Annotated in this window: 19 protein-coding genes; 11 read left to right on the top strand and 8 right to left on the bottom strand. The window is 71.0% G+C overall.

Annotation, left to right across the window (positions count from 1 at the left end; translation table 11 throughout):
- Positions 1-15 precede the first annotated feature (15 nt).
- Complete coding sequence (htpX, locus tag ACW174_RS06960) at positions 16-993, top strand: zinc metalloprotease HtpX (RefSeq protein ID WP_492016919.1); 978 nt, start codon at positions 16-18, stop codon at positions 991-993.
- Here the strand turns inward: htpX and recQ are convergent.
- On the bottom strand, positions 990-2,846 hold the full coding sequence (gene recQ / locus ACW174_RS06955; RefSeq protein ID WP_492016918.1) for a DNA helicase RecQ: 1,857 nt from the start codon (positions 2,844-2,846) through the stop codon (positions 990-992). The two genes, htpX and recQ, sit on opposite strands and share 4 nt — an antisense overlap.
- Before the next feature lie 64 nt (positions 2,847-2,910).
- On the opposite strand from recQ, the gene ACW174_RS06950 reads away from it, so the two are divergent.
- From ACW174_RS06950 to ACW174_RS06915, 8 genes are all read left to right on the top strand, one after another.
- The gene (locus ACW174_RS06950) at positions 2,911-3,810 is read left to right on the top strand and encodes a class I SAM-dependent methyltransferase (protein ID WP_492016917.1); all 900 of its coding nucleotides are present in this window, start codon (positions 2,911-2,913) and stop codon (positions 3,808-3,810) included.
- The gene (locus ACW174_RS06945) at positions 3,810-4,547 is read left to right on the top strand and encodes a pseudouridine synthase (RefSeq protein WP_492016916.1); all 738 of its coding nucleotides are present in this window, start codon (positions 3,810-3,812) and stop codon (positions 4,545-4,547) included. Before ACW174_RS06950 ends, ACW174_RS06945 begins: the two co-directional genes overlap by 1 nt.
- 58 nt (positions 4,548-4,605) lie before the next feature.
- A complete protein-coding gene (locus ACW174_RS06940; RefSeq protein ID WP_492016915.1) occupies positions 4,606-5,244 on the top strand; it encodes a phosphoribosylanthranilate isomerase in 639 nt (212 codons plus the stop codon).
- A 90-nt stretch (positions 5,245-5,334) separates the two neighbouring features.
- Positions 5,335-6,549, top strand: coding sequence for a tryptophan synthase subunit beta (gene trpB / locus ACW174_RS06935; RefSeq protein ID WP_492016914.1), 1,215 nt, complete (start codon positions 5,335-5,337; stop codon positions 6,547-6,549).
- Between the two features lie 7 nt (positions 6,550-6,556).
- The gene (locus ACW174_RS06930) at positions 6,557-7,018 is read left to right on the top strand and encodes a hypothetical protein (protein WP_492016913.1); all 462 of its coding nucleotides are present in this window, start codon (positions 6,557-6,559) and stop codon (positions 7,016-7,018) included.
- Positions 7,015-7,845 carry a tryptophan synthase subunit alpha gene (gene trpA / locus ACW174_RS06925; RefSeq protein WP_492016912.1) on the top strand — a complete coding sequence of 277 codons (831 nt, stop codon included), beginning with the start codon at positions 7,015-7,017 and terminating at the stop codon, positions 7,843-7,845. The genes ACW174_RS06930 and trpA overlap by 4 nt, the downstream gene beginning before the upstream one ends.
- A 9-nt stretch (positions 7,846-7,854) precedes the next feature.
- The gene (locus ACW174_RS06920; protein WP_492016911.1) at positions 7,855-8,751 is read left to right on the top strand and encodes an acetyl-CoA carboxylase carboxyltransferase subunit beta; all 897 of its coding nucleotides are present in this window, start codon (positions 7,855-7,857) and stop codon (positions 8,749-8,751) included.
- An 11-nt stretch (positions 8,752-8,762) separates the two neighbouring features.
- Entirely contained in the window at positions 8,763-10,037 is a 1,275-nt protein-coding gene (locus ACW174_RS06915) for a bifunctional folylpolyglutamate synthase/dihydrofolate synthase (protein ID WP_492016910.1), read from the top strand.
- A 13-nt stretch (positions 10,038-10,050) separates the two neighbouring features.
- Here the strand turns inward: ACW174_RS06915 and trxA are convergent, their stop codons facing one another.
- The 7 genes from trxA to ACW174_RS06880 form a co-directional block, all read right to left on the bottom strand.
- Positions 10,051-10,386, bottom strand: coding sequence for a thioredoxin (gene trxA / locus ACW174_RS06910; RefSeq protein WP_492016909.1), 336 nt, complete (start codon positions 10,384-10,386; stop codon positions 10,051-10,053).
- 109 nt (positions 10,387-10,495) lie between these two features.
- Positions 10,496-13,960: a double-strand break repair helicase AddA gene (gene addA / locus ACW174_RS06905; protein WP_492016908.1), complete on the bottom strand. Its 3,465-nt coding sequence runs from the start codon at positions 13,958-13,960 to the stop codon at positions 10,496-10,498.
- Positions 13,957-17,001 carry a double-strand break repair protein AddB gene (gene addB / locus ACW174_RS06900; protein ID WP_492016907.1) on the bottom strand — a complete coding sequence of 1,015 codons (3,045 nt, stop codon included), beginning with the start codon at positions 16,999-17,001 and terminating at the stop codon, positions 13,957-13,959. Before addB ends, addA begins: the two co-directional genes overlap by 4 nt.
- Complete coding sequence (gene murU / locus ACW174_RS06895) at positions 16,998-17,717, bottom strand: N-acetylmuramate alpha-1-phosphate uridylyltransferase MurU (protein WP_492016906.1); 720 nt, start codon at positions 17,715-17,717, stop codon at positions 16,998-17,000. Before murU ends, addB begins: the two co-directional genes overlap by 4 nt.
- Positions 17,714-18,802: an N-acetylmuramate/N-acetylglucosamine kinase AmgK gene (amgK, locus tag ACW174_RS06890; protein WP_492016905.1), complete on the bottom strand. Its 1,089-nt coding sequence runs from the start codon at positions 18,800-18,802 to the stop codon at positions 17,714-17,716. The genes murU and amgK overlap by 4 nt, the downstream gene beginning before the upstream one ends.
- A complete protein-coding gene (tsaE, locus tag ACW174_RS06885; protein WP_492016904.1) occupies positions 18,795-19,262 on the bottom strand; it encodes a tRNA (adenosine(37)-N6)-threonylcarbamoyltransferase complex ATPase subunit type 1 TsaE in 468 nt (155 codons plus the stop codon). Before tsaE ends, amgK begins: the two co-directional genes overlap by 8 nt.
- Positions 19,255-20,118: a GNAT family N-acetyltransferase gene (locus tag ACW174_RS06880; protein WP_492016903.1), complete on the bottom strand. Its 864-nt coding sequence runs from the start codon at positions 20,116-20,118 to the stop codon at positions 19,255-19,257. The genes tsaE and ACW174_RS06880 overlap by 8 nt, the downstream gene beginning before the upstream one ends.
- A 96-nt stretch (positions 20,119-20,214) precedes the next feature.
- Here ACW174_RS06880 and ACW174_RS06875 point away from each other — a divergent pair, with 96 nt between their 5' ends.
- Together ACW174_RS06875 and ACW174_RS06870 are read left to right on the top strand one after the other, a co-directional pair.
- Positions 20,215-22,323 carry a dipeptidyl-peptidase 5 gene (locus tag ACW174_RS06875; RefSeq protein WP_492016902.1) on the top strand — a complete coding sequence of 703 codons (2,109 nt, stop codon included), beginning with the start codon at positions 20,215-20,217 and terminating at the stop codon, positions 22,321-22,323.
- A 73-nt stretch (positions 22,324-22,396) separates the two neighbouring features.
- A complete protein-coding gene (locus ACW174_RS06870) occupies positions 22,397-24,499 on the top strand; it encodes a S9 family peptidase (protein WP_492016901.1) in 2,103 nt (700 codons plus the stop codon).
- Positions 24,500-24,606 lie beyond the last annotated feature (107 nt).

The following is a 24,606-nucleotide window of genomic DNA, read 5'->3' as shown; positions in this document are numbered from 1 at the left end:
CCTGTTTGAGTCCCGATGAACCACCTGAAGACCTTCGCCCTGCTGGCCGCGCTGACCGCCCTGTTCATGGGCGTCGGCTACATGATCGGCCGCGTGCCGGGCATGTTGATCGCGCTGGCCGTCGCGGGCGGGATGAACCTCTTCAGCTACTGGAACGCCGACAAGATCGTGCTGAAGATGTACCGGGCCCAGCCGGTCGACGAGAGCCACCCCAATGCGGTGGTCCGCACCTATGTCGCCGACATTCTGCAGATGGCCCGCGACGCCGACATGCCCCGGCCGATGATCGCCATCATCCCGAACGACCAGCCCAATGCCTTCGCCACCGGCCGCAATCCGCAGAACGCCGCCGTCTGCGCCACCACCGGCCTGCTGGACATGCTGACCCGCGAGGAAATCCGGGGCGTGATGGCGCACGAACTGGCCCATGTGAAGAACCGCGACACCCTGACCATGACCGTCACGGCGACCATCGCGGGCGCCATCGCGGCCCTGGCCAATTTCGCCCTCTTCTTCGGCGGCGGCGATGACCGCGAGCGCCCCGGCGGCATCATCGGAACCCTGGCCCTGATGATCCTGGCCCCGATGGCCGCGGGTCTGGTGCAGATGGCCATCAGCCGCTCGCGCGAATACGAGGCCGACCGGGTCGGCGCCGAGATCGCGCGCGATCCGAACGCGCTCGCCTCCGCCCTGCAGAAGATCGAGGCCTATGCCCGGCGCATCCACAACCCGACCGCCGAGCGCAATCCGGCCTCGGGCCAGCTGTTCATCATCAACCCGCTGGCGGGCAAGGGGGCGGACAATCTGTTCTCCACCCACCCGGCGACCGGCAACCGCGTCCGCGCCCTGATGGATCTGGCGGTGAAGATGGGGCGCACGCCCGCGCCCCGGCCGGTTCCGGTCGAACCGGTGTTCGCACGCCCGGCGTCGCGCCCGGTGACGACGTCCGTTCCGGTTACGGGTGACCCGCCCCGGCGAGGGCCCTGGGGCTAGGCCGGGGCGGCCAAAGCCGCCAGCACGCCCTTGCCGTAGCGGTCCAGCTTGGACTGGCCCACGCCGGAGATGTGCTCCAGGGCGTGCAGGTCGCCGGGCTCAGCGATGGCGATCTCCAGCAGGGTCTTGTCCTGGAAGATGACATAGGGCGGCACGCGCTGTTCGGCGGCGCGCTCGCGACGCCAGTTGCGCAGCAGTTCGAACCGGGCGCGGACGTCGGCGTCCATGGTCTCCAGCGCGGCGTTCCGACCCGTGCGAACGCGCTCCCGCGGGGCGGAGGCCCGGGCCGGCGTCAGCCGCACCTCGATGACCCGCTCACCGCGATAGACCGCGCGCACGGCCTCGGGATCGCCCAGCCGGACCAGCGGCTTGCCGTCGTTGGGATCCTCGACCAGCAGCCCCTCGAACATCAGGTGGTCGATCACGTCGCGCAGGGTGTGGGACGCGATGTCGGCGCCGATGCCCCAGGTGGACAGGGCCGTTTCCCACGCCTGCACATCCTTGGTCTTGCCGAGCAGGTGGTCGACGATGCGGGTCTTGCCGAAGCGTTCGCCCAGCCGCTGCACCGCCGCCAGCGCCTTCTGGGCCGGGACGGTGGCGTCGAACAGGGCGGGCGGGTCGCCGCAGATGTCGCAGACGCCGCACCGGTCCGCGCCGGTCTCGCCGAAATAGCGGCGCACGGTCTGGGGACGGCAGGTGGCGCCGTCCAGCATGGCGAACAGCTGGCGCGCCTTGCGCACCTGCACCGCCTTGACCTCGTCCGGCATGGGCCGGCCGTCGAGCCGCTTCAGGGTCCAGGCGATGTCGGACGGGCCGTACAGGGTGATGCCCTCGGCGGGCTCGCCGTCGCGACCGCCCCGGCCGATCTCCTGCCAGTAGGCCTCCAGCGAGCCGGGGGGATCGGCGTGGATGACGAAGCGTACGTCCGCCTTGTCGACCCCCATGCCGAAGGCGATGGTCGCCACCATCACCGCGCCGTCCTCGGCCAGGAAGCGTTCCAGCCGCTTGTCGCGCTCCTTGGTATCCATGCCCGCGTGATAGGCGATGGCGTTGGTCCCGGCGTCGCGCAGGGCCTGGGCGACGCGGTCGCAGCCGTCGCGGCTGCCGCAGTAGACGACGCCCGACTTGCCCCGCCGCTGGCGAACCAGATCGATCACCGCCGCGTCGGTCTTGGCGCGGGAGGCGTTCTCCTTGCGGACGGCCGAGAGCTGAAGGTTGGGCCGGGCGAAGCTGTCGACCAGGACCTTGGCGCCCTCCAGCCGCAGCGAGCGGACGATGTCTTCCCGCGTGCGGGCGTCCGCGGTCGCGGTGACGGCGATGCGCGGCACGTTCGGGAACAGCTCGGCCAGCCGCCCCAGCGTGCGATAGTCCGGCCGGAAATCATGTCCCCACTGTGAGACACAGTGCGCCTCGTCGATCGCGATCAGGCTGAGGGGCAGTTCGTGCAGGCGGTCGATGAGATGCGGCTGGGCCAAGCCTTCCGGCGAAACATAGAGCAGATCCAGTTCGCCGGCCCTGGCCGCCCGCCAGATGGCCGCCCGGTCGTCCATGGAGACGCCGGAGTCCAGCCTCGCGGCCGCGACGCCCTGCTGCTTCAGCGCCTCGACCTGATCGGTCATCAGGGCGATCAGGGGCGACACGACCAGACCCAGGCCCGGCCGCAGCATGGCGGGGATCTGGTAGCAGACCGACTTGCCGCCGCCGGTCGGCAGCACGGCCAGAACGTCCCGGCCGGCGAGGATTTCCTCGACCACCCCGGCCTGCAGGCCCCGGAAGTCGGCGTGGCCCCAGACGCGCTCCAGCGTGGCGCGGGCGTCGGCCAGGGTGGGAGCGGAAACTGAGTCGGGGAGCATGGCGGGGTTGTGCCGGATTTGTTCCGGGGTGTCACCGGCCAGCGTGGTCCGCTAGAGGAGCAGCATGACCACGCTTCTCTACGGCCGCCCCCCGGCGGTGTTCGATCCGCCCGGCGCCGCGACACAGACCTCGCCCCTGATCCCCGGCGCAACGGCGCTGGAGTCCCTGCCCGAGGGCGCGGCGGACTCGATCATGATCTATGCCCCGCCCGGCGTGCTGGAGCGGCGCTACACCCTGGCGCTGGCGCTGAAGGCGCTGAAGCCCGGCGGACGACTGGACGTCATGGCCCCCAAGGACAAGGGCGGCTCGCGGCTGAAGAAGGAGCTTGAGGCGTTCGGCGCCGAGGTCGGCGAGAGCGCCAAGGCCCACCACCGCCGCTGCGTGGTGGTCAGGGGCGAGGGCCTGACCGGTCTGGACGCCGCCATCGAGGCCGGGGCCCCGCGCCTCGTGCCGGGTCTCGACGCCTGGTCGCAGCCGGGCGTCTTCGCCTGGGACCGGATCGACGCCGGTTCGGCCCTGCTGGCCCAGACCCTGCCGCCGCTGAAGGGCGCGGGCGCCGATCTGGGCTGCGGCTACGGCGCCCTGGCGACCGTGGCGCTGCGGTCAGCAAAGGTCACAGCCCTGGGACTTTACGATCTCGACCGCCGCGCGGTCGAGGCGGCGCGCAAGAACGTCGAGGACCCGCGGGTCACGATCGAATGGGCCGACGTCCGCACCCTGCCGACCGAAGGCGACCTCGACTTCATCGTCACCAACCCGCCGTTCCACGACGGCGGCGCCGAGGACAAGCGGCTGGGCCAGAGCTTCATCCGACAGGCCGCCGGGATGCTGAAGAAGGGCGGCGTGCTGTGGCTCGTCGCCAACCGCCACCTGCCCTATGAGGCCGACATCAACGAGGCCTTCAAGCGTGTGCGGATGGCCGCGGACGCCGGCGGCTACAAGGTGTTCGAGGCGGTGAAGTAGTGGCGAAGACTCCGACCGCTCGCGTCGACAAGCTGCTGGGTTCGCTGGGCTACGGCTCGCGCACCGAGATGGCGCGCATGGGCCGGGCGGGCGGCATCGTGCTGGACGGCGTGGACCTCACCGATGTGTCGAAGCGCATCCCGGTGACCCCGGACCTGCCGACCCGGATGGAGATCGACGGCGAACCGCTGGACCCGCCGCAGGGCATCGTCATCCTGTTGCACAAGCCGCTGGGCATGACCTGTTCGCACAAGGAGGACGGCGCCCTGGTCTATGACGTCCTGCCCGACCGCTGGCGGCGGCGCGATCCGGCCATCTCGACCATCGGGCGGCTGGACAAGGAGACGTCCGGCCTGCTGCTGATGACCGACGACGGCGATCTGCTGCACCGGGTCATTTCACCGAAGAAGAACGTCGCCAAGATCTACCACGCGACGCTGGCGCGCCCGCTGGACGGCACGGAGGTCGCGCGCTTCGCCTCGGGGGAGCTGCTGCTGGAGAATGACGACCGGCCCCTGAAGCCCGCGGGTCTGGAAATCATCTCGCCGACCGAGGCGCGGGTGTCCGTGACCGAGGGCCGCTATCACATGGTGCGGCGAATGTTCGCCGCCGTCGGCAACCACGTCGAGGCCCTGCACCGCGAGCGGCTGGGCGGACTGGCCCTGCCTGCGGACCTGGCGCCCGGCCAGTGGCGGCTGCTGGCCCCGGACGAGATCGACGCCATCTTCGCGGGCTGACGGCGCCGACTGTCGCATCGGCCTTGACCGGGGCGGGCGGCGGGCGCACCTGCCGCCCATGACCCGGGCCAAGATTTGCGGACTGACGACGCCTGAGACGCTGGACGCGGCCCTGACCGGGGGCGCGGCCTTCGTCGGCGCGGTCGTGTTTCCGAAAAGCCCCCGCCACCTCGACCCCCTGCATGCCGCCACCCTGTTCGCGCGGGCGCGGGGCCGGGCGCAGGTGGTGGCCGTCACGGTGGACGCCGACGACGCCCTGCTGACCGAGATCGCCCTGATCCTGAAGCCCGACCTGATCCAGTTGCACGGATCGGAGACCCCCGAGCGGGCGGCGCGGGTCCGCACCCTGACCGGCGCCGGGATCATCCGCGCCCTGTCGGTGCGCACCGCGGCTGACATCGATGCGGCCGCGCCGTGGGAGACCGTCGCGGATCACCTGATGTTCGACGCCAAGCCGCCCGAGGGCTCGAGCCTGCCCGGCGGGGTGGGCGCGTCCTTCGACTGGACCCTGCTGGCGGACCGGTCGTTCTCCCGACCCTGGTTCCTCGCCGGGGGACTGAACCCCGACAATGTCGCCGGGGCCGTGCGAATTTCCGGTGCGCCCCTCGTCGATGTGTCCTCTGGCGTGGAAAGCGCGCCGGGTGTTAAGGACCCGGCCCGGATCGCGGCGTTCCTGCACGCTGTGGACCGGGGTTGAAACCGTTTCGGACACACGGCATCCGGACCGGCCTCTCCACCGTACCAAGGTCCGCCTGATTTTCGCCGCTCCCTCGCGTGAGTTTGCCTCGTGAACGCCATCCTGCCCAACAGTTACAGCTACCCCGACGCGGAGGGCCGGTTCGGCCCCTATGGCGGACGGTTCGTGGCCGAAACCCTCATGCCGCTGATCCACGAGCTGAATGACGCCTATGAGGCCGCCAAGGCCGATCCGTCGTTCCAGGCCGAGCTGGACGGTTTCCTGACCGACTACGTGGGCCGTCCCAGCCCGCTGTACCTGGCCGAGCGCCTGACCGCGCATCACGGCGGCGCCGACATCTGGTTCAAGCGCGATGAGCTGAACCACACCGGCGCCCACAAGGTGAACAACTGCATGGGCCAGATCCTTCTGGCCATGCGGATGGGCAAGACCCGGATCATCGCCGAGACCGGCGCCGGCCAGCACGGCGTGGCCACCGCCACCGTCTGCGCCCGCTTCGGCCTGAAATGCATCGTCTACATGGGCGCGACCGATGTGGAGCGTCAGTCGCCCAACGTCTTCCGCATGAAGCTGCTGGGCGCCGAGGTGGTGCCGGTGACCTCGGGTCGCGGCACGCTGAAGGACGCGATGAACGAGGCGATGCGCGACTGGGTGACCAACGTCGAGGACACCTATTATCTGATCGGCACCGCCGCAGGGCCCCATCCCTATCCGGCCATGGTGCGCGACTTCCAGTCGGTGATCGGCCGCGAAACCCGCGCCTCCATGCTGGCCCGCAAGGAGAAGCTGCCGGACGCCTGCGTGGCGGCCATCGGCGGCGGCTCGAACGCCATCGGCCTGTTCCACCCCTTCATCGATGACGCCGGCGTGCGCCTGATCGGCGTCGAGGCCGCAGGGCGCGGGCTGGACGGTCCCGACCACGCCGCCTCCATCCAGGGCGGCCGCCCGGGCGTGCTGCACGGCAACCGCACCTATCTGCTGCAGGACGCGGACGGCCAGATCCTGGAAGGTCACTCGATCTCGGCCGGCCTCGACTACCCCGGCATCGGGCCCGAGCACGCGTGGCTGAAAGACATCGGCCGCGCCGAATACCGCGCCGCCACCGACGAGGAAGCGCTGGAGGCGTTCCAGCTCTGCTCGCGCGTCGAAGGCATCATCCCCGCGCTGGAGCCCAGCCACGCCCTCGCCCGCATCGGCGAGATCGCGAAAGAAGTGGGCAAGGGCGGCGATGTGGTGCTGAATATGTGCGGGCGGGGCGACAAGGACATCTTCGCCGTGGCGAAGCATCTGGGCGTGGAACTCTAGGACCAACATGAAGACCTTCATTCTGGCCGCGGTCGCGGCCCTGATCGCCACGCCCGCCCCGGCGCAGACCGCGCCCACGGGGCCGGCTCCCCTGCAGGTGGAGATTCCCGAACTGGAACGCGTCACCGCGGACCCGACCTGTGGCGGCAAGGCCGAGGTCGCCCGGCAGGCCTTCTGCGTCAGCACCACCCAGGCCGGCATCGACGCCGTGGTCAACGCCTACAGCGCCGCCTTCTCGCGTCAGGGCTGGTTGCCCGCGGGCGGCAGCAACAACCTGATCGTCTATGTGAAGCGTAAGGAAGGCGGCGGCTGCGACGGCTTCCAGATGCTGGCCTTCTCGGACGAGACCCGCCTTCCCGCGCCGGCCGCGCCGGCCTTCCTGGCCTTCGCCACCATTCCGGGCGACGTCTGCGCCGAGCATCCGGCCGCCCCGGCCAACCCCGCTGGCCCGCCGGCGCCCGCCCAATGACCACCCGACGCATCGACGCCCGCTTTTCCGCGCTCAAGGCCGAGGGCCGGGCCGGCTTCGTCGCCTATGTCATGGCGGGCGACCCCTCGCGCGATGAGGCGCTCGAAATCCTGCGCGGCCTGCCCGCCGCGGGCGCCGACATCATCGAACTGGGCTTCCCGTTCTCGGACCCGATGGCCGAAGGACCGCCGATCCAGCGCGCCGCCCTGCGCGGCCTCAAGGCGGGCCTGACCCTGAAGGGCACGCTGGACCTGGCCAAGGCCTTCCGCGACGGCGACGCCGATACCCCGCTGATCCTGATGGGTTATCTGAACCCCATCGAGAGCTATGGCCACGAGGCCTTCGCCCGGGACGCGGCGGCCAGCGGCGTGGATGGCGTCATCGTGGTCGACTGCCCGCCCGAGGAAGCCGATCCCCTGACCGACGCCCTGGACGCCCATTCGGTGTCGCTGATCCGTCTGGCCACCCCGACCTCGGACGACGACCGGTTGACCGTCATCGCCCGGCGCACCTCGGGCTTCGTCTATTACGTCTCGGTCGCGGGCGTGACCGGGGTCAAGGAAGCCCAGGCCGGATCGGTCGCCCCGGCGGTGGAGCGGGTGCGCAAGGCCTCGGGCCTGCCGGTCGCCGTCGGCTTCGGGATCAAGACGCCCGAACGGGCCGCCGAGGTGGCGCGGGTGTCCGACGCCGTCGTCGCCGGCTCGGTTCTGGTGGACGAGGTCGCCGCCGCCCTGGAGGCGAACGAACCCGCCGCCCCGCGCGTTCTGGCGAAGGTGCGCAGCCTCGCGGATGCCGTGAAGGGTGCGCGCGTCAGGGAAACGGTCTAAAGCGCCCCGATGGTCGACAAGAACAAACCCCAGCAAGAGAAGCGCGGCGGCTGGCTGTCGCGCTTCGCGCCCGGCGTCCGCAAGATCGTCAGCCGTCGGAGCGACACGCCCGACAATCTGTGGGTCAAGGATCCCGACAGCGGCGAGATGCTGTACCGCTCGGACCTGGAAGGCGCCCTGTGGGTGACGCCGTCGGGTCGCCACATGCGGATCGACGCGCCGACCCGCCTGCGGTTCACCTTCGACGGCGGCCAGTATGAGCCGATCGACACGCCCGACGTGCCCGAGGACCCGCTGAAATTCTCGGACGGCAAGCCCTACAAGGACCGCCTCAGCGCGGCCCGCAAGGCCGCCGGCCGCAAGGACACCATGGCCATCGGCTTTGGCGAGGTCGGCGGGGCCGAGACGGTCGTGATCGTCCAGGACTTCACCTTCATGGGCGGCTCGCTGGGCATGGCCGCGGGCGAGGCCTTCATCGCCGCCGCCCGCGCCGCCGTGGCCCGGGGCGTGCCGCTGGTCTGCTTCACGGCCGCCGGCGGCGCCCGGATGCAGGAAGGCGCCCTCAGCCTCATGCAGATGGCCCGCACGACGCTGGCGATCCAGGAACTCAAGGCGGCCCAGCTGCCCTTCGTCGTGGTCCTGACCGACCCGACCACCGGCGGGGTCACCGCCAGCTACGCCATGCTGGGCGATGTCCATCTGGCCGAGCCGGGCGCCCTGATCGGTTTCGCCGGGCCGCGCGTCATCGAGGCGACCATCCGCGAGAAACTTCCGCCGGGCTTCCAGCGGGCCGAATACCTCCAGGAAAAGGGGATGGTCGACAAGGTCGTCGCCCGTGGCGACCTGCCGGAAACCCTCGGCCGGATCCTGTCGATCCTGATGGGCGGGAAGCGCCGGGCCGCGTAGGACACGCGGCCATGGACCCGATCTCGGAACGCCTTCGCGCCCGCCATCCGCAGCGCATCGACCTGTCGCTGGACCGCATGCGCCTGCTGTGCGCGGCGCTGGGCGATCCGCAGCATCGCCTGCCGCCGGTCATCCATGTGGCGGGCACCAACGGCAAGGGCTCGACCGTCGCCCTGCTGCGCGCCATCGCCGAGGCCGCGGGCTTGAAGGTCCACGTCTACACCTCGCCGCATCTGGTGCGGTTCAACGAGCGCATCCGGCTGGCGGGCGACCTGATCAGCGACGACGCCCTGAACGCCATCCTCGACCGGATCGAGGCGGTGGCGGGCGAGGCGACCGTGTTTGAAAGCACCACCGCCGCCGCCTTCGTGGCGATGAGCGAGACCCCCGCCGACCTGGCCATCATCGAGGTCGGGCTGGGCGGGGTTCTGGACGCGACCAACGTCATCGAGCGGCCGCTGCTCAGCCTCATCACCCCGGTCGATCTGGATCATGCCGAGTTCCTGGGCACGTCCCTGCGGGGCATAGCGGTGGAGAAGGCCGGCATCCTGAAACCCGGCGCGCGCGGCCTGATCGGCCGCCAGTCGGAAGAGGCCATGGCCGCCATCGAGGTGGCGGCGCAGGCCGTCGGCGCCCCCCTGACCGTCATGGGCGTGGATTTCGACGCCTGGTCGGAGCGCGGCGGGCTGGCCTTCCAGGATCAGGAGCGTTTCCTCGACCTGCCCGCCCCCGCCCTGCCGGGCCCGCACCAGTTCGACAACGCCGGCCTGGCTGTGGCCGCCGCGCTGGAGCTGGACCTGCCGGAAGCCGCCATCGCCGCGGGGCTGCAGGCCGCACGCTGGCCCGCCCGGATGCAGCGCCTGACCGAAGGCCCCTATGGCGAGGCGGCGCGGGCCGCGGACGCCGAGCTCTGGCTGGACGGCGGACACAACCCCCATGCGGCGCGCGCACTGGCGGTGACGCTGGCGGCGCGACAGGCCAAGGCGCCCCGACCCACGGCCCTGATCGTCGGCATGCTGGGCAACAAGGACGCCGGAGGCTTCTTCGAGGCCCTGAGGACCTCGGAGGCCACGGTCTTCACCGTGGGCTTCGACGGCGCGGCGGCCGAGCCCGAGGCCTTGGCGGCGGTCGCCCGCGGACATGGCCTGGGCGCGACCGCCGCCGGCTCGGTGGAACAGGCGCTGGCCCAGGCGCTGCGTCTGGGCGCCGGGCGCGTGGTCATCTGCGGCTCGCTGTATCTGGCCGGCGAAGTGCTGGGCGCGTCGCCCGCGACCTGGCCGGCCTGAAAGCGATCACGGATCAGGTGGTGGGGGCGATACCGCTTTCCGCCAGCCATTCGACGATCTTGCCCTTGGGCATGGCGCCGACCTTCATCGAGGCCATCTGGCCGTCCTTGAACAGCATCAGGGTCGGGATGCCCTTCACGCCCAGTTTCGACGGGACCATGGGGCTGTCGTCGATGTTCACCTTGGCGATGATGATCTGGCCGTTCAGTTCGTCAGCGATCTGCTCCAGCGCCGGGCCGATCTGCTTGCACGGGCCGCACCATTCCGCCCAGAAATCGACCAGCACGGGCTGGGACGCTTTCAGGACGTCGGCTTCGAAGCTTTCGTCGGTGACCTTGACGGTGGCCATTGCAGTTCTCCTGAGGCCCCGCGCGGGGCCGTATCGCTTGAAAATCGGTCGGGCACCCTAGGGTGATTCCGACCTGTTGAGGGGGATGTGGGATGCGGGGGCGATCAAATCAACGCATCAGGGCCGCATCCAGCATCGCGGCGGGCACCGGCATCAACTGCGGCCCGTCCGTCCACACCAGGGCGGCCTCCACCGCGTGGCGGGGATAGAGCTGTCTCAGGATGGAGACATAAACGGCCAGCTGCAGCACATAGGCCGGGTCGGCGTCCTCCACGCGCGCGGGGGCCGGACGGTTGGACTTGTAATCCACCACCAGCACGCGCTCGGGCGTGATCACCAGCCGGTCCATGCGGCCGGAGACGGTCGCCCCGTTGACCTGTCCGGTCAGGGCCACCTCGGGCCGGGAGCCCGGGCCGAAGACCGGGGCGAAACGGTCATCGCCGAGCACGTCCAGCGCCGCGCCGATCATCTCGGCACGCTGGTCATCGTCAAGGTCCCGCTCGCGGGACAGCAGCCGTGCGGCGATGTGCGGCCGATCCTCGAGGCCGATGTCGGGCAGACGCTCGAGCAGCCGGTGGATCAGGTCGCCGCGCCGGAACCGGCCCAGCGTCCCGCCGGGGCCGGTCCGCGCCAGAGGCGACGGTGCGGGCGCTCCGTCCAGACCGCTCATGCGGGACGGCGACAGGACCCGGCCGACCGTTTCGTCCTCGGCGCCGCGGCCCAGCCAGCCCGGCGCGACGACCTCGGCCCGGGTGGTCGCCACCGCGCGCGGCCGGGCGACGGGATCGGCGCCGTAGCGACGGATGACGCCATGCGGCCCCTCGACCACGCGCACATCGTCGCCCAAGGCCCGGACCGCCTCATCAAGCGGCCCCCACCAGGCGCGGATATTCTCCAGCTTGCGGTTCGACGCAAAGCGACCGCCGACGATCAGCCGATCCCGCGCCCGGGTCAGGCCGACGTAGAGCAGGCGCAGGGATTCCTCCTCGTTGCGGCGCTTGCGGGCCTCGCGCGCCACGGCCGAGGCGTCGCAGTCCGCCTTGGCCGATCCGCACCACAGGAAGCCCCCGTCCTCGACCTCCAGCAGGGCGTCGCCCTTGGGCTCCTCGAAGATGGTGTCCGGCAGGATGACGATCGGGGCCTCCAGGCCCTTGGACGAGTGGGTGGTCATCACCCGCACCTCGCCGCGCGGCTCGTCCATCTCGCGCTTCACCGTCTGGGTCAGGGTCGACAGGCCGTGGCAGAACCGTTCCAGATCCAGCACGCCGCGCATCTCGGCCGCCTGGGCCTGATCGAGGAAGGCGTCGATGGCGTCGCCCGCCTCGCCCCCCAGCCGGGTCAGGAAGCGCTGGCGCATCGTCAGGCCGCGGACATCGACCCGGTTCAGCAGGCCGGCGTAGAGGTCGAACGGCGTGCGGTCCCGCGCCGCCGCCCGGAAGCCGGCGATCAGGGCGACCGCCTCGCGCGCCTCCAGCTCCGTCTCCGCCCGTGTTCGCAGCGCCCGCCACAGCGAGCCCCGCCGACCGTGGGCGACGGCATACAGTCCCTCTTCCGGGACATCGCACAGGGGGCTGCGCAGAACCCCCGCCAGCGTCAGGTCGTCCTCCGGGAACAGGGCCGCGCGGCCCAGCGCCAGCAGGTCCTGGAAGACCGCGTGTTCCGACAGCTTCAGCCGGTCGGCGCCGGCGACGGGCACGCCGCCCTGCTTCAGCGCGCGCAGGATCTCCTCGAACATCGGGCCGCGCTTCTTGACCAGGATCAGGACGTCGCCCCAGTCGGCGGCGCGCCACTGGCGGGTGGCCTTGTCGTGGACGCCTTCACGCCCGCGGACAAGCGACCTCACCTCGGCCACGATCCGGTCCGCCACACGGCGACGGGCGCCCCGGGTCAGGTCGGCGTCCATCGGCTCGTCCCAGGCGCGGCGCTCCTCGGTCGCGTCCTCCTGCTCCGCCTCCCAGATGTCGATGGTCCCCGGCCCGTCGTCCCGCGCGGCGACATGCTCGATCCGCGCGTCCACCCGATCCCCGATCAGGCCCCGGCCGGGGCTGAGCGCCTGGGCCCGGTCCGCATCGAAGAAGACCTTGTCGACGAAGGCCAGGACCTCGGGCGTCGAGCGCCAGGACTGCAGCAGCTGGACGTTCTCGAACCGCCGCTCCACGCCCTCGATCAGGCGCCGGTAGCTCTGGCTCTCGAACAGCAGCCGCTCGGGCGCCGCGCCCTGGAAGGAGAAGATCGATTGCTTCTCGTCGCCGACCACGAACAGGGTCCGTTCGACCCCGCCCTCGCGCGCCCCCGCGCCCCGGAAGAATTCGTCGGTCAGGGCGCGAACGATGCCCCACTGCTCCGGCGAGGTGTCCTGCGCCTCATCGACCAGGATGTGATCAACGCCGCCGTCCAGCTTGAACAGCACCCAGGCCGCGCCGGTCTCCTGATCGCTCAGCAGTTTCAGCGCCGCGCTGATCAGGTCGGCGAAGTCCAGCGCCCCGCGCGCCGCCTTGGCCGCCTCGTATTCCGCCGCATAGGCGCCGGCCAAGGTGACGGCGTGCAAGGTGTCCCAGCCGACGCGGCAGGCCCGGGCGCGACTGACCGCCTCGAACAGCCGCTCCTGCTCGCCCCCCAGCCATTCGACGGTCGCGGGATGGACGGCCTTGGTCGCCATCCTGGCGCGCGGACCGCCCTCGCCGTCGGCGGTGAAGAACAGCCGTTTCACCGCCTGCACCGGCGCGTCCCCGGAGCGGATCGCCTCGGCCACGGCCTGAAGCTTCAGCCCCATCGGCCGGTCGGTCTTTTCGTTGCCGGCCGCCAGCGCCCCGGCGGCGGCGAACCAGTTGTCGAGGTCCAGCGCGGGCGGGGTGATGGCCGCCAGCTCGACCGCGTCCGGGTCGTCCAGCCGGTCGACCCCGACCGTGGCCGCGATCCGCTGCACCAGGGTGGCCGGTCCGCCGTCGGCCGCGACCCAGGCGGCCATCGCGGAGCGCTTCTCCTCGAAGCGGACGAACATCGCCTCGAAGGCCTGGAAGTCGAGGCGGCCCGCCATGGTCTCATAGGCCTCGGACAGGCCCGGATCGCCCGCCAGAGACCGTTCGGCCACCCGGTCGCGCGCGCGGGAGCGGATGGCCTCCGCCTCGATATCATCCACCACGCGGAACAGGGGCGACACCCCGGCCTCGATCGGGAATCGGCGCAGCAACTGTTCGCAGAAGGCGTGGATGGTCTGGATCTTCAGCCCACCCGGCGTCTCCAGCGCATGGGCGAACAGGGTCCGGGCGCGCGACAATTCGGTCTCGACGTAGGAGGCCGGATCGCGCTGCTCGAGCTTGCCCAGTTGCTCGCGCAACTCGCCGTCGGCGTCGACCGCCCACTTGCCCAGCCGTTCGTACAGGCGGCGCTGCATCTCCGCGGCGGCCGCCTTGGTGAAGGTCAGGCACAGCACCGCATCCGGGCGCGACCCGCCCAGCAGCAGCCGCGCCACCCGCGACACCAGGGTCGTGGTCTTGCCCGAGCCGGCATTGGCCATGACGAAGGCGTTGACCGAAGGGTCTGCCGCCAGGGTCTGGGGATCAGGGATGGTCATGCCTCGCCCTCCCCTTCGCCCGCGGTGGACCACTCGGCCACCCGCGCCAGCTGGTCATAGTCGGACACCGCGCGCGACGCGAAGGCCGGGGCCGTCCGGGACGCATAAGCCCGTACGGGCCGGGCGTAGTCCCTGACCCGCTCGATCAGTCCCGCCAGCGCGACATCGGTCGTCGCCGCCGCGCCGATCTCGCCGCCTCGCTCTTCCAGACGGGCGGGCGGGTTTCGTCCCGTTACAGAGACATAAAGCAATTCAGCCGGTTCGCCCTGCCCCTCTGCGCCGAAGGCTCCCGCGCGCGCCATGGCGGCGGTCAGGGGCAGCTGGGACGAGAAGCCGGTTTCGACCTGTTTGGGGCTGGGCGCCGAGCCGGTCTTGAAGTCGATCACCGACAGCCGGCCGTCGCGCACCTCGATGCGGTCGGCCTTGGCGGTCAGGGTGAAGGTGCGGCCGTCGATCTCGATGGGCCATTCGGCCTTGCGCTCCTGCAGGATGCGCGGATGTCCGGCCCGGCGCTCCGCCTCCCAGCCCGTCACCCAGACGCCGGCGTTCCGGCCCAGAACGGCTTCCCGCGCCAGGGCGCTCTCGGGCAGGCCGGCCTTCAGCAGTTCGTCCTGATACAGGGCGGCGAACCGGTCCGGCCCACCGGCGGCGCCCGTCTCCGACCATTGGGCTCCGAAGGCGTCCAGCGCCGCGTGGATGGCGGTGCCGCGAATACGGGCGTCCACCCGCTCGTCGGGCCGGGCCATCTGGAACAGTTTCAGGATGAAGCGGGCATAGGTGGCGTAGGGATCGCGCACCCATTCCTCGACCCGGGTCACCGACATCCGCGTCGGCCGGACCTCGACCGGCGGCGTCGGCGCCGGCCGGCCGGCGGGCTTCAGGGTGGCCGGGGGCGACGGATCGGCCGCGTCGAGCGCCCGCGCCCACCCCTCGACCTCGGGCAGGCCCGGAAGGGTCAGGCCCGCCCCCCGCACCAGGGTCTCCAGCCGCCACAGCCAGCGGGAGCGCACGGACGGCTGCCCGCCGCGCCGCTCGGCATGCAGCAGGATCACCTCGGGCGCGCAGGCGGCCTGGGCGAAGTCATGGGCCGACAGACCGACCCGCCGCTCGGGCGAGGGCAGGCCCAATGTCGCACGCATGGGACGTGACAGGAACGGGTCGGCCGAGCCGCCGCGCGGCCATACCCCCTCTTCCAGACCCGCCAGAATGATCCGATCGGCCCGCACCAGCCGCGCCTCGATCGCGCCGAGGATGCGCAGGCGGGGGTGAACATCGCCGCCGGTGCGCACCACCTCCTGATCCATCAGCCGGCTCAGCAGGTCGGCGAAGACCTTGCCGTCCATCGGCGCCGAGGCCGCGCCGTCCTCGATCAGGGCGGCCAGCAGACGCGCCGCCGCCTCGCCCTCGGCCCCGCGCCAGGCCTGATCGGGCCCGCCCGCCAGCGCCTCGAGGGTGACCGTCAGCAGTCGGGCCGACACCTCCACCCCACGCGGCGTCTCCGCCCCCGCGATCAGCGGCGTCAGCATCCCCTCGAGCCGCGCCAGCAGGTCGCGGCCCAGCGGAATCCGCTCCAGATCGCGCGGGCTCGGCGGCCGCTCCGGCTCCCCTTTTTCCGAGACGTCCAGCCGACGACGGACAGCGGCGAAATCGGTCGGATGCGGCCCGCGCAGGCCATACAGCTCCAGGGCCTCGCGTTCGGCGGCCAGGTCTTCCGGCTCAAGCCCCAGGGTGGTCAGCGGGTGCTTCAGCAGGGCCAGCAGGCCGACGGCGCCGAAACCCTCGCCCGCCAGTTCGGCGGTCAGTCCGATCAGCACCCCGGTCGGCGTATGCGACAACGGCGTGCCCGCCGAGGAGTCGGCGCCCAGCCCCCAGCGCGTCAGCCGCGCCTGCACCCGGCGCGCGATCTGGGCGTCGGGGGTGACCAAGGCGCAGGTCCGGCCCGGCGTCTCCACCGCCTCGCGCATGAGCACGGCGGCGAGGGCGGCCGTCGCCTCCTCGGTCCGGCCCGTCAGGACCGACAGGCCGTTCAATCCCGCCCCGATGGGATCCCCTCCGCCCGCCTGCATCGCATCGATGGTCTTGCGCCAGTCGGCGGTCGAACGCGGCGGCTTCAGCGCCTCGGCGATCAGGTGGCGACGCGCCTGGCCGGCGGCGGCCTGTTCGGCGCTCTCCACGGCGGGCCACAGGCCGACGGCGGCGCGGATGATGTCGTGGCGCCCCAGCAAGGCCTTCAGCGCGCCCTGCGGATGCTGGTCCGCGACCTCGGCCCAGGCGGCGTCGTCCAGATCGAGGTCCAGTCCCGGCAGGACCACGCAGCCCTGCGGCGCGCGCGCCACGGCGCCCAGCACGGCGGCGGCGGCCGGGACGGTGCCGGTCGAGCCGGCGGCGATGACGGGATAGGTCGGCGGCTGATCGGTCCAGCTCTCCGCCAGCCGTCGAAGCAGGCGCACGCGTCGCGCCTGCGGGTCGATCAGCCCGAGCGCCTGTAACCGTTCCGGCCAGGCCTCGACGGCGATGGTCAGGAAGGCGGCGGAGTCCTGCCAGTGCTGGGCCAGATCACCCTCGATCAGGGTTTTGACACGTCCCGGATCCGTGACTTCCTCGATCTGGCAGGAATCCATGAAGCCCGCCAAGGCCTCGGCCATCTCCAGCGCGCGCAGCGGCGTCAGCGTCTCGCGGTGATGCTTGACGATCATCTGCGCCAGCTCGAACCGGCGTTGCAGGGTCGAGATGGCCGGTGGCAGGTCCAGCTCCAGATCGCCCGGCGCGAACGGCGGCTCGTCCTCTTCCAGATCGCCCAGCGGCCGCACCTGCGGCAGCAGCAGGGTCCGCCCCTTCGACTGCATCGACAGGGCGTCGGTGAAGGCCCGGGCGGCGCGCCGGTTCGGCAGCAGGATCACCGCGTCCGACAGGGCCTCGGGCGGATGATCGCCCAGCCAGTCCAGCACCCCGGCGGCCAGATCCTCGAGGAAGGGCCGATGCGCCTCGACCGCGAACCAGCGCGGCGTCGGGCCGCCGAAAGGATCAAATCGCGGGGTCACGCCAGTTTGGCCTCGGCCGCGTCACGGGCCTGCGGATCGCCGACGTGCATCCAGTCGCCGTCCAGCACGCAGCCGTACAGCCGGCCCTCCGCCGCCGACCGGCGCCAGAACGGACTGAGGGAGAACGGCCCCTCGGGCCCGTCGGCGACATAGTCCGGCCTGCAGATGTGGACCCCCATATAGGCGAAGGGCGCCGAGGCGGCCTCGCCCCGGAAGGTCAGCCGCCCATCCTCCGCCAGGAAGACGTCGCCGTCGCCTTCGAAGCCGATGGAGCCTTCGCGCCGCGCGAGAAGAAGCGCTGCGTCCATGATTGACGGATTCCACAACCGCGCGAGTTGATTCAGGGCGTCGCCCCCATCAACCCCGTTGTCCGTCCAGACGCTGTCGATATTGGCCACGAAGACCGGGTCGTCGCCCAGCAGCGGCGCCGCCTTCTTCAACCCGCCGCCCGTCTCCAGCAGGGTTTCCCGCTCGTCGGAGATGATGATCTCCGGTCCCCGTCCGCGCGCCGCGAGATGGGATTCCAGCCGATCCGCAAACCAGTGGACATTGACGACGGCCGTCTCGACCCCCGCCTCCGCCAGCCGATCCAGCACATGATCGATCAGGGCCCGCCCGGCGACCTCGACCAGGGCCTTGGGCCGGTCATTGGTCAGGGGCCGCATCCGTGTGCCGAGGCCGGCGGCCAACACCATGGCGGTCTTCGGAGCGGTCATTTGCGGCGGGCCTCCGGCACATGGGCGTCGAACCAGGCGGCGACGGTCTCGAGGCCCGGCTGTTTCAGATTGGCGTTCAGATGCGCCCACATGCGCGGCATGAAGCCGGCGTAGCGGGGCTTGCCGTCACGCACGATCAGCCGCGCGAAGATGCCGAGGATGCGCGCCTCGTTCAGCGCCGCCAGCCCGGCGTAGTCGCGCATGAACTCGACCCGGTCCACATCGGGCCGCAGGCTGAAATAGTGATCCAGCGCCCGCGCCTCCAGGGCCGGAGAGACGTCCCGGCGGGCGTCCTGCAGCAGGGAATGGAGATCCCACGACGGGTGGGCGCGCACGGCGTCCTGGAAGTCGATCATCCCGACCATGGCCGCGCCCGTCCGGCCCGGCAGGCGGATCAGGTTCTCGGCGTGATAGTCGCGGTGCGCCATCACCGTCGCCCCCGCCGCGCCCCGCGCCACCACCGGCGCCCAGGCCCGGCGCCAGTCGGCGATGGCCGCGTCGTCGAAGCTCAGCGCCGGGTCCAGCTTCGGCATCCATTCGACAAACAGATCGGCCCCGCCCTGCAGCGCCGTCTCGTCATAGACCAGCAGCGGCCAGTCGCCCGCCGCGCCCGACAGCCGCTCCGGCGTCTCCGCCTCGTGCAGGACCGCCAGCGCCTCGACGGCGGCCAGATAGAGGGGCGTCTCGGCCTCGCCGTCCGCGATCACCCGGGCGAACAGGGCGTCGCCGAAATCCTCCAGCACGGCCAGGCCGGCGGGGGCGTCGACGGCGAGGATCTCCGGCGCCGACAGGCCGAGGGCTTTCAGATGGGACGCCACGGCGGCGAAGGCCTCGATCCGGCCCGCCGACAGACGTGCGGTGGCGTTCCAGCCGGAGGCCAGACGCTGCGCCGGGGTCCAGGACGGATCGGCGGGCGGACTTTCGGCGCTGGCGGCCTGATCCATCAGCATCAGGGAGCGCCCGTCGGCCGTGGTCAGCCGCTCATAACGCCGCGTCGAGGCGTCGCCGGGCAGCGGGTCGCGCGCCGCATCGGCCAGGCCGGCGGATCTCAGAAACTCAAGACGCAGGGCTTCACGGTCAGACATGCAGATCCTTCAGCTTCTCTTGCCATGCGCCCGCGGCGAACAGGGTCGCATGCCGTCCCTCACCCTGTTCGGACAGGGTGACGACCAGCCGGTCCGACCCCAGCCAGAGACCCGGATCGTCGCCCAGCCGCTCGGGCCACTCAATGATTGCACAGCCCTCATCCAGCGCCTCGTCCAGCCCGATCTCGGCCGCCTCTTCCGGCCGGTTCAGGCGGTAGAGGTCGAAATGGGCCACGGGCGGGTCGCTGTCGTAGAACTGGACCAGGGTGAAGGTCGGGGACGGCACGTCCTCGTCAGGCGAGGTCAGGGCCCGGATCAGGGCGCGGGCCAGCGTCGACTTGCCCATGCCCAGCGGGCCGTACAGCAGCACGGACTCGCCCGGCGCCAGCAGGGGCGCGATGGCGGCGCCCAGCCGCCCGGTCGCCTCCGCGTCGGACAGGGTCAGGGCCAGATCAGGCAAAGTCGGCGTCCGGCTGGCCGGGCAGGACCCGTTCGGTGAAGGCCTTCAGCGCATAGGTCGCCTTGCCGGCGTCGATATCCAGCCGCGACGGCGGGATCGGCTTGCCGACCTTCAGCTGGAAGGCCTTGCGGCGCTTGTTCAGCAGTTCGTGGAACAGGGTGATGTCCCGCAACTCCTGCGACACCCGGTCGAACCAGTGGAACAGGCGCGAATAGGGGCCCGCCACATGGATCGGCACCACCGGCGCATTGTACTTGCGCGCCAGAGAGGCCGCCGTCTGCGCCCATTCCGGATCGGTGACAGAGCCGTCCTTGCCCATTCGCGCCAGACGTCCGGCGGGGAACATGACCACGCAGCGCTCGGCCTCGAACGCGGCCTTGGCGGCCTGAAGGGTGGCGCGGGTCTTCTCGCGGGTGCGCTTGTCGTGGACCCACTCGACCGGAATGATCGCCTCGCCCAGCCGGGGCGAAACCCGCACCGCGTCGGCGTTGGCGAAGAAGATGGCGTCGCCCCGCCGCGCCCTGATGGCGTCGAACACGGCGATCCCGTCGGCGATGCCGGTGGGGTGGTTGGCGACGATCAGACAGCGTCCGGTCGCCGGGATGCGCCCGGCGTTCATCACCGAGACCTTCAGGTCCAGCAGGTTGCTCATATAGTCCAGCGCCGCCGCGCCCGAGAGCGGCCGCACGGCGTCCGCCATCCGCACCGCCTGACGATAGTTGAGCAGCTTGTAGAGCACCGGCCGGACCAGCGGCCAGGCGAGGGACCGGGTCAGCCGGGGGGCGCGCTCGGCGATCAGCACATCACAGATGTGCGGCGCGGATCGGGCGGGCGTGGGGGCGTCGGTCGCGGTCATTCGACGCCGGTTGTCGCCGCTCCCGCGACGGACGGCAAGCGGCTTGGCGCGGGCCGGAAGCGTGTTAGGTCTTGGACTGCTTCAGGAGGGCGGGACATGACGATCAGGCACGGACTTCTGGCGGGCGCGGCGATGCTGGCCCTGACCCTCGGCGGGGCTCCGGCGACCGCCCAGACGCCCGCGCCCGTCCCTGCAAGCGCCGACGCCCCGCCCTCGACCCGCCCCACCGGGGCGGGCGGGCTCAGCACCGGCCAGCTGGCGATGACGGAGCGCGTGTCCGATCCCCGCCTGTCGCCGGACAGCCGCCGCCTTCTCTACACCGTCCGCACCACCGACTGGGCGGGCAACCGCGGCGTCACGGCGCTCTGGGTGGTCGAGGCGGACGGAAGCCCGCGACGGCTGGCGGCGTCTGACGGCGGCGCGGCCTCGGGCCGATGGGCGCCGGATGGAAACAGCGTCTACTTCCTGTCGACCCGCGGCGGCTCCAGGCAGATCTGGCGCACCGACCGGGACGGTCAGGCGGCGACCCAGGTGACCAGCCTGCCGGTGGACGTCACCGCCTTCCGCCTGTCGGCCGACGGCAGGACCCTGATTGTGGCCCTGCCGATCTTTCTCGACTGTCCCGACCTGAACTGCACCCGCGACCGGCTGAAGGCGCAGGCGGCGCCGGGATCGACCGTTCGCGCCTATGACCGGCTGCCGCTGCGGCCGTGGGACAGCTGGAACGACGGACGCCGCAGCCACCTGTTCGCGCTCGACCTGAACGGCTCGGGCCTGATCGCGTCTAACCCCCGCGACCTCATGGCCGGGATGGACGCCGACGCTCCCTCGCGGCCGCAGGGCGATGAGAGCGAGTTCAACCTGTCGCCCGATGGCCGGACCCTGGCCTTCCAGACCCAGACCCAGGGCCGGACCGAGGCCCTGACCAACAACACCGACGTCTGGACGGTGGCCGTCGCGGGCGGGACGCCGGTGAATCTGACGCAGGCCAACAGCGCCCCGGACTTTAACCCCGTCTTCTCCCCCGACGGACGCCGGCTCGCCTGGCTGGCCGGTCGGCGCGAGAACATCTTCGGCGACCAGCCGGTGCTGATGATCGCCGACGCGGACGGCTCCAACGCCCGGCCGGTCGCCGCCGACTGGGACCGGGGCGCGGCCGGCCTGCGCTGGCGGCCTGATGGACGCGCCCTCCATGCCCTGGCCGCCGAGAACGGCCAGCAGAAGCTGTTCGAGATCGACGCCCGCTCCGGCGCGGTGCGCGCCTTGACCGATCAGGGGACCGTGTCCGGCTATGACGCCGTCGGCGAGCGGCTGGTTCTGGCCCACGAAACCTTCACCGCGCCCTCCCGGATCGTCGAGGCGGGCCGCGCAGGCCTGACACCCCTGACCCGTCATAACACCGACCTTCTGGCGGGGACCGCCCTGCCCGCCGGCGAGACCTTCAGCTTCCCAGGCTGGAACGGTGAACCGGTGCAGGGCTGGACCTTCAAGCCCGCGGGCTATGTCGAGGGCCGCCGCTATCCTGTGGTCTATCTGATCCACGGCGGGCCGAAATCACCGTGGACGGACGGCTGGAGCTACCGCTGGAACCCGCAGGTCTACACCGGCGCCGGGTACGGCGTGGTGATGGTCAATTTCCACGGCTCGCCCGGCTTCGGCCAGGCCTTCACCGACGCCATCAACGACCACTGGGGCGACCGCCCGCTGGAAGACCTGCAGAAGGGCTGGGCCACCGCGCTGGAGCGCAACGGCTGGATGGACGGCGACCGCGCCTGTGCGCTGGGCGCCTCCTACGGCGGCTATATGGTCAACCTGATCGCGGGACGCTGGAACGGGCCCTGGGCCTGTCTGGTCAACCATGCGGGCGTGTTCGACGTCGGCCAGCTGATGAACGCCATGGACATCGGCAATTTCAGCACCGAGTTCGGCGGCATGTCGTGGGAGAAGCCGGACCTCTATCGCCAGTTCAGTCCCAACACCTACGTCGGTGACTGGTCGAAGCCGATGCTGGTGCTGCACGGCTCCCGCGACTTCCGGGTGCCGGTCGAACAGGGGCTGGGGACCTTCTCCGCGCTTCAGCATCGCGGCATCGAAAGCCGCTTCGTCCACGTGCCGGACGAGAACCACTGGGTGCTGAAACCGCGCAACTGGGTCGACTGGCAGCAGGAAATCCTCGACTGGACCGGGCACTACACGGCTGAGTGAGGCCCGGCGCAGCCGCTTTCACCTCGCGGACGGCGGTGCTACGCCAGCGGCCGCAGACATGAGGAAACCGTCCATGCGTCACCGTTCCCTGCTTTCGTGCGCCGTCGCCGCCATCGCGCTGGCGACCGCCGTCCCCGCCCTGGCCGAGGCGCCCGCCGTCGCGCCCGCCCCGGCGGAGGCTCCGGCGCAGGCCCGACAGGCTTTCGACTACAACGCCATGATCTCGGCCAACCGGCTGGGCGACCCGCAGGTGTCGCCGGACGGCCGCTGGGTCGTCTATTCGGTGACCACCACCGACGTGGCCGCCAACCGCCGTGCGGGCGCCCTGTTCGTCATGGACCTGCAGGCCCCGGGCGAGGGCCGTCGACTGGCCATCAACGAGGGCGGCGCCAACACCGCGCGCTGGGGGTCGGACGGCAAGCTGTACTTCCTCTCGGGTCGCTCCGGATCCAGCCAGGTCTGGCGCGCGGAGGCCGACGGCACGGCTCCGGTTCAGGTGACCAACCTGCCGCTGGACGTGAACGCCTACCGCCTCAGCCCCGACGCCTCGAAGGTCGCGGTGTCGCTGGCCGTCTTCCCCGACTGCGCCGATCTGGCCTGCACGGTGGATCGCAACAAGGCCGTGACCGACGATCCCGCGACCGGCCAGACCTATGACCGCATGTTCGTGCGCCACTGGGACACCTGGAACGACCACACCCAGAACCACCTGTTCGTCCTGAACGTCGACGGCTCGGGCCAGCCGGTCCACGTCACGCGCGGGTTCGACGGCGACACCCCCTCCAAGCCGTTCGGCGACGAGAGCGAGTTCACCTTCACCCCGGACAACCAGGGCGTCGTCTTCTCGGCCCGCGAGGCCGGCAAGTCGGAGCCGTGGAGCACCAATTTCGACCTGTATCAGGTCGCGATCTCGGCGCCCGGCCAGCTGACCAACCTGACCGACGCCAATGACGCCTGGGACACGGGCCCGGTCTATTCGCCGGACGGCAGGACCCTGGCCTACCGCGCCATGGCCCGCCCTGGCTTCGAGGCGGACAAGTACGCGATCTTCCTGCGGGACGTGGCCACCGGTGAAACCCGCCAGATCGCCGCCGATTGGGATCGCTCGGCCGACAGCCTGCAATGGTCGCGTGACGGCCGCACCCTCTACACCACCGCCGGCGACGTCGGTCAGACCCGTCTGTTCAGCATCGACGTCCGTCGCGGCACGGTGATCCCGCTGACCGGCGAAGGCCACGTCTCGGCCTTCCAGCAGACGCCCTCGGGCTTCGTCTTCGCCCAGGACAGCCTGACCCGCCCCAGCGAGCTGTTCGTGAAGACCTTCCGCGGGCGCGAAATGCCCGCGCGCATCACCAATGTGAACCCGCAGCTGGACGCCCTGGCCTTCGGCGAGGCCGAGCAGTTCGACTTCCCGGGCTGGAACAATGAGACGGTGCACGGCTACGTCATCAAGCCGGCCAACTATGTCGAGGGCCAGAAATACCCGGTCGCCTTCCTGATCCACGGCGGGCCGCAGGGCTCGTTCGGCAACGGCTGGTCTTACCGCTGGAACCCCGGGACCTATGCGGGCGCCGGCTATGCCGTCGTGATGATCGATTTCCACGGCTCGACCGGCTACGGCCAGGCCTTCACCGACTCGATCAGCCAGCACTGGGGCGACCGTCCCTTCGAGGACCTGCAAAAGGGCTGGGCCGCGGCGCAGTCGAAATACAGCTTCCTGGACGGCGACAACGCCTGCGCGCTCGGCGCCTCCTACGGCGGCTATATGATCAACTGGATCGCGGGCAACTGGCCGGGCGAGTTCAAATGCCTGGTCAACCACGACGGCGTCTTCGACGTGCGCGGCATGGGCTACGGCACCGAGGAGCTGTGGTTCACCGAGTGGGAATACGGCGGCACCCCCTATGAGAACCCGCAAGGCTACGAGGCCTTCAACCCGGTCAACCACGTCGCCAACTGGCGTGACCCGATGCTGGTGGTTCAGGGCGACCTCGACTACCGCATCCCGACCTCGCAGGGCCTGTCGACCTTCACGGCGCTGCAGCGTCGCGGCATCGACAGCCGCCTGCTGTTCTTCCCGAACGAAAACCACTGGGTGCTGAAGCCCGCCAACAGCGTGCAGTGGCACAACGAGGTGTTCGGCTGGCTGGACAAATATCTGAAGCCCGCGACCTGATCGCAGGCTTCAGTTACAGAAGGGGCGCTCCCGGCGGGGGCGCCCTTTTCCATGTCGGCTATCAGACGGATGGGTCGATCAGTGCGTGTACCTGAGCCTTTTTCATG

The organism is Brevundimonas sp. AVps31 (assembly GCF_058681355.1).
This window is presented reverse-complemented; position numbering and strand designations above follow the sequence as displayed.

What these genes read in the sequence shown, in the direction of transcription:
- htpX (WP_492016919.1), top strand. Translation starts at nt 16, where the DNA reads ATGAACCACCTGAAGACCTTCGCCCTGCTGGCCGCGCTGACCGCCCTG.
- recQ (WP_492016918.1), bottom strand. Translation starts at nt 2,846, where the DNA reads ATGCTCCCCGACTCAGTTTCCGCTCCCACCCTGGCCGACGCCCGCGCC.
- ACW174_RS06950 (WP_492016917.1), top strand. Translation starts at nt 2,911, where the DNA reads ATGACCACGCTTCTCTACGGCCGCCCCCCGGCGGTGTTCGATCCGCCC.
- ACW174_RS06940 (WP_492016915.1), top strand. Translation starts at nt 4,606, where the DNA reads ATGACCCGGGCCAAGATTTGCGGACTGACGACGCCTGAGACGCTGGAC.
- ACW174_RS06930 (WP_492016913.1), top strand. Translation starts at nt 6,557, where the DNA reads ATGAAGACCTTCATTCTGGCCGCGGTCGCGGCCCTGATCGCCACGCCC.
- trpA (WP_492016912.1), top strand. Translation starts at nt 7,015, where the DNA reads ATGACCACCCGACGCATCGACGCCCGCTTTTCCGCGCTCAAGGCCGAG.
- ACW174_RS06920 (WP_492016911.1), top strand. Translation starts at nt 7,855, where the DNA reads ATGGTCGACAAGAACAAACCCCAGCAAGAGAAGCGCGGCGGCTGGCTG.
- ACW174_RS06915 (WP_492016910.1), top strand. Translation starts at nt 8,763, where the DNA reads ATGGACCCGATCTCGGAACGCCTTCGCGCCCGCCATCCGCAGCGCATC.
- trxA (WP_492016909.1), bottom strand. Translation starts at nt 10,386, where the DNA reads ATGGCCACCGTCAAGGTCACCGACGAAAGCTTCGAAGCCGACGTCCTG.
- addA (WP_492016908.1), bottom strand. Translation starts at nt 13,960, where the DNA reads ATGACCATCCCTGATCCCCAGACCCTGGCGGCAGACCCTTCGGTCAAC.
- murU (WP_492016906.1), bottom strand. Translation starts at nt 17,717, where the DNA reads ATGACCGCTCCGAAGACCGCCATGGTGTTGGCCGCCGGCCTCGGCACA.
- amgK (WP_492016905.1), bottom strand. Translation starts at nt 18,802, where the DNA reads ATGTCTGACCGTGAAGCCCTGCGTCTTGAGTTTCTGAGATCCGCCGGC.
- ACW174_RS06880 (WP_492016903.1), bottom strand. Translation starts at nt 20,118, where the DNA reads ATGACCGCGACCGACGCCCCCACGCCCGCCCGATCCGCGCCGCACATC.
- ACW174_RS06875 (WP_492016902.1), top strand. Translation starts at nt 20,215, where the DNA reads ATGACGATCAGGCACGGACTTCTGGCGGGCGCGGCGATGCTGGCCCTG.
- ACW174_RS06870 (WP_492016901.1), top strand. Translation starts at nt 22,397, where the DNA reads ATGCGTCACCGTTCCCTGCTTTCGTGCGCCGTCGCCGCCATCGCGCTG.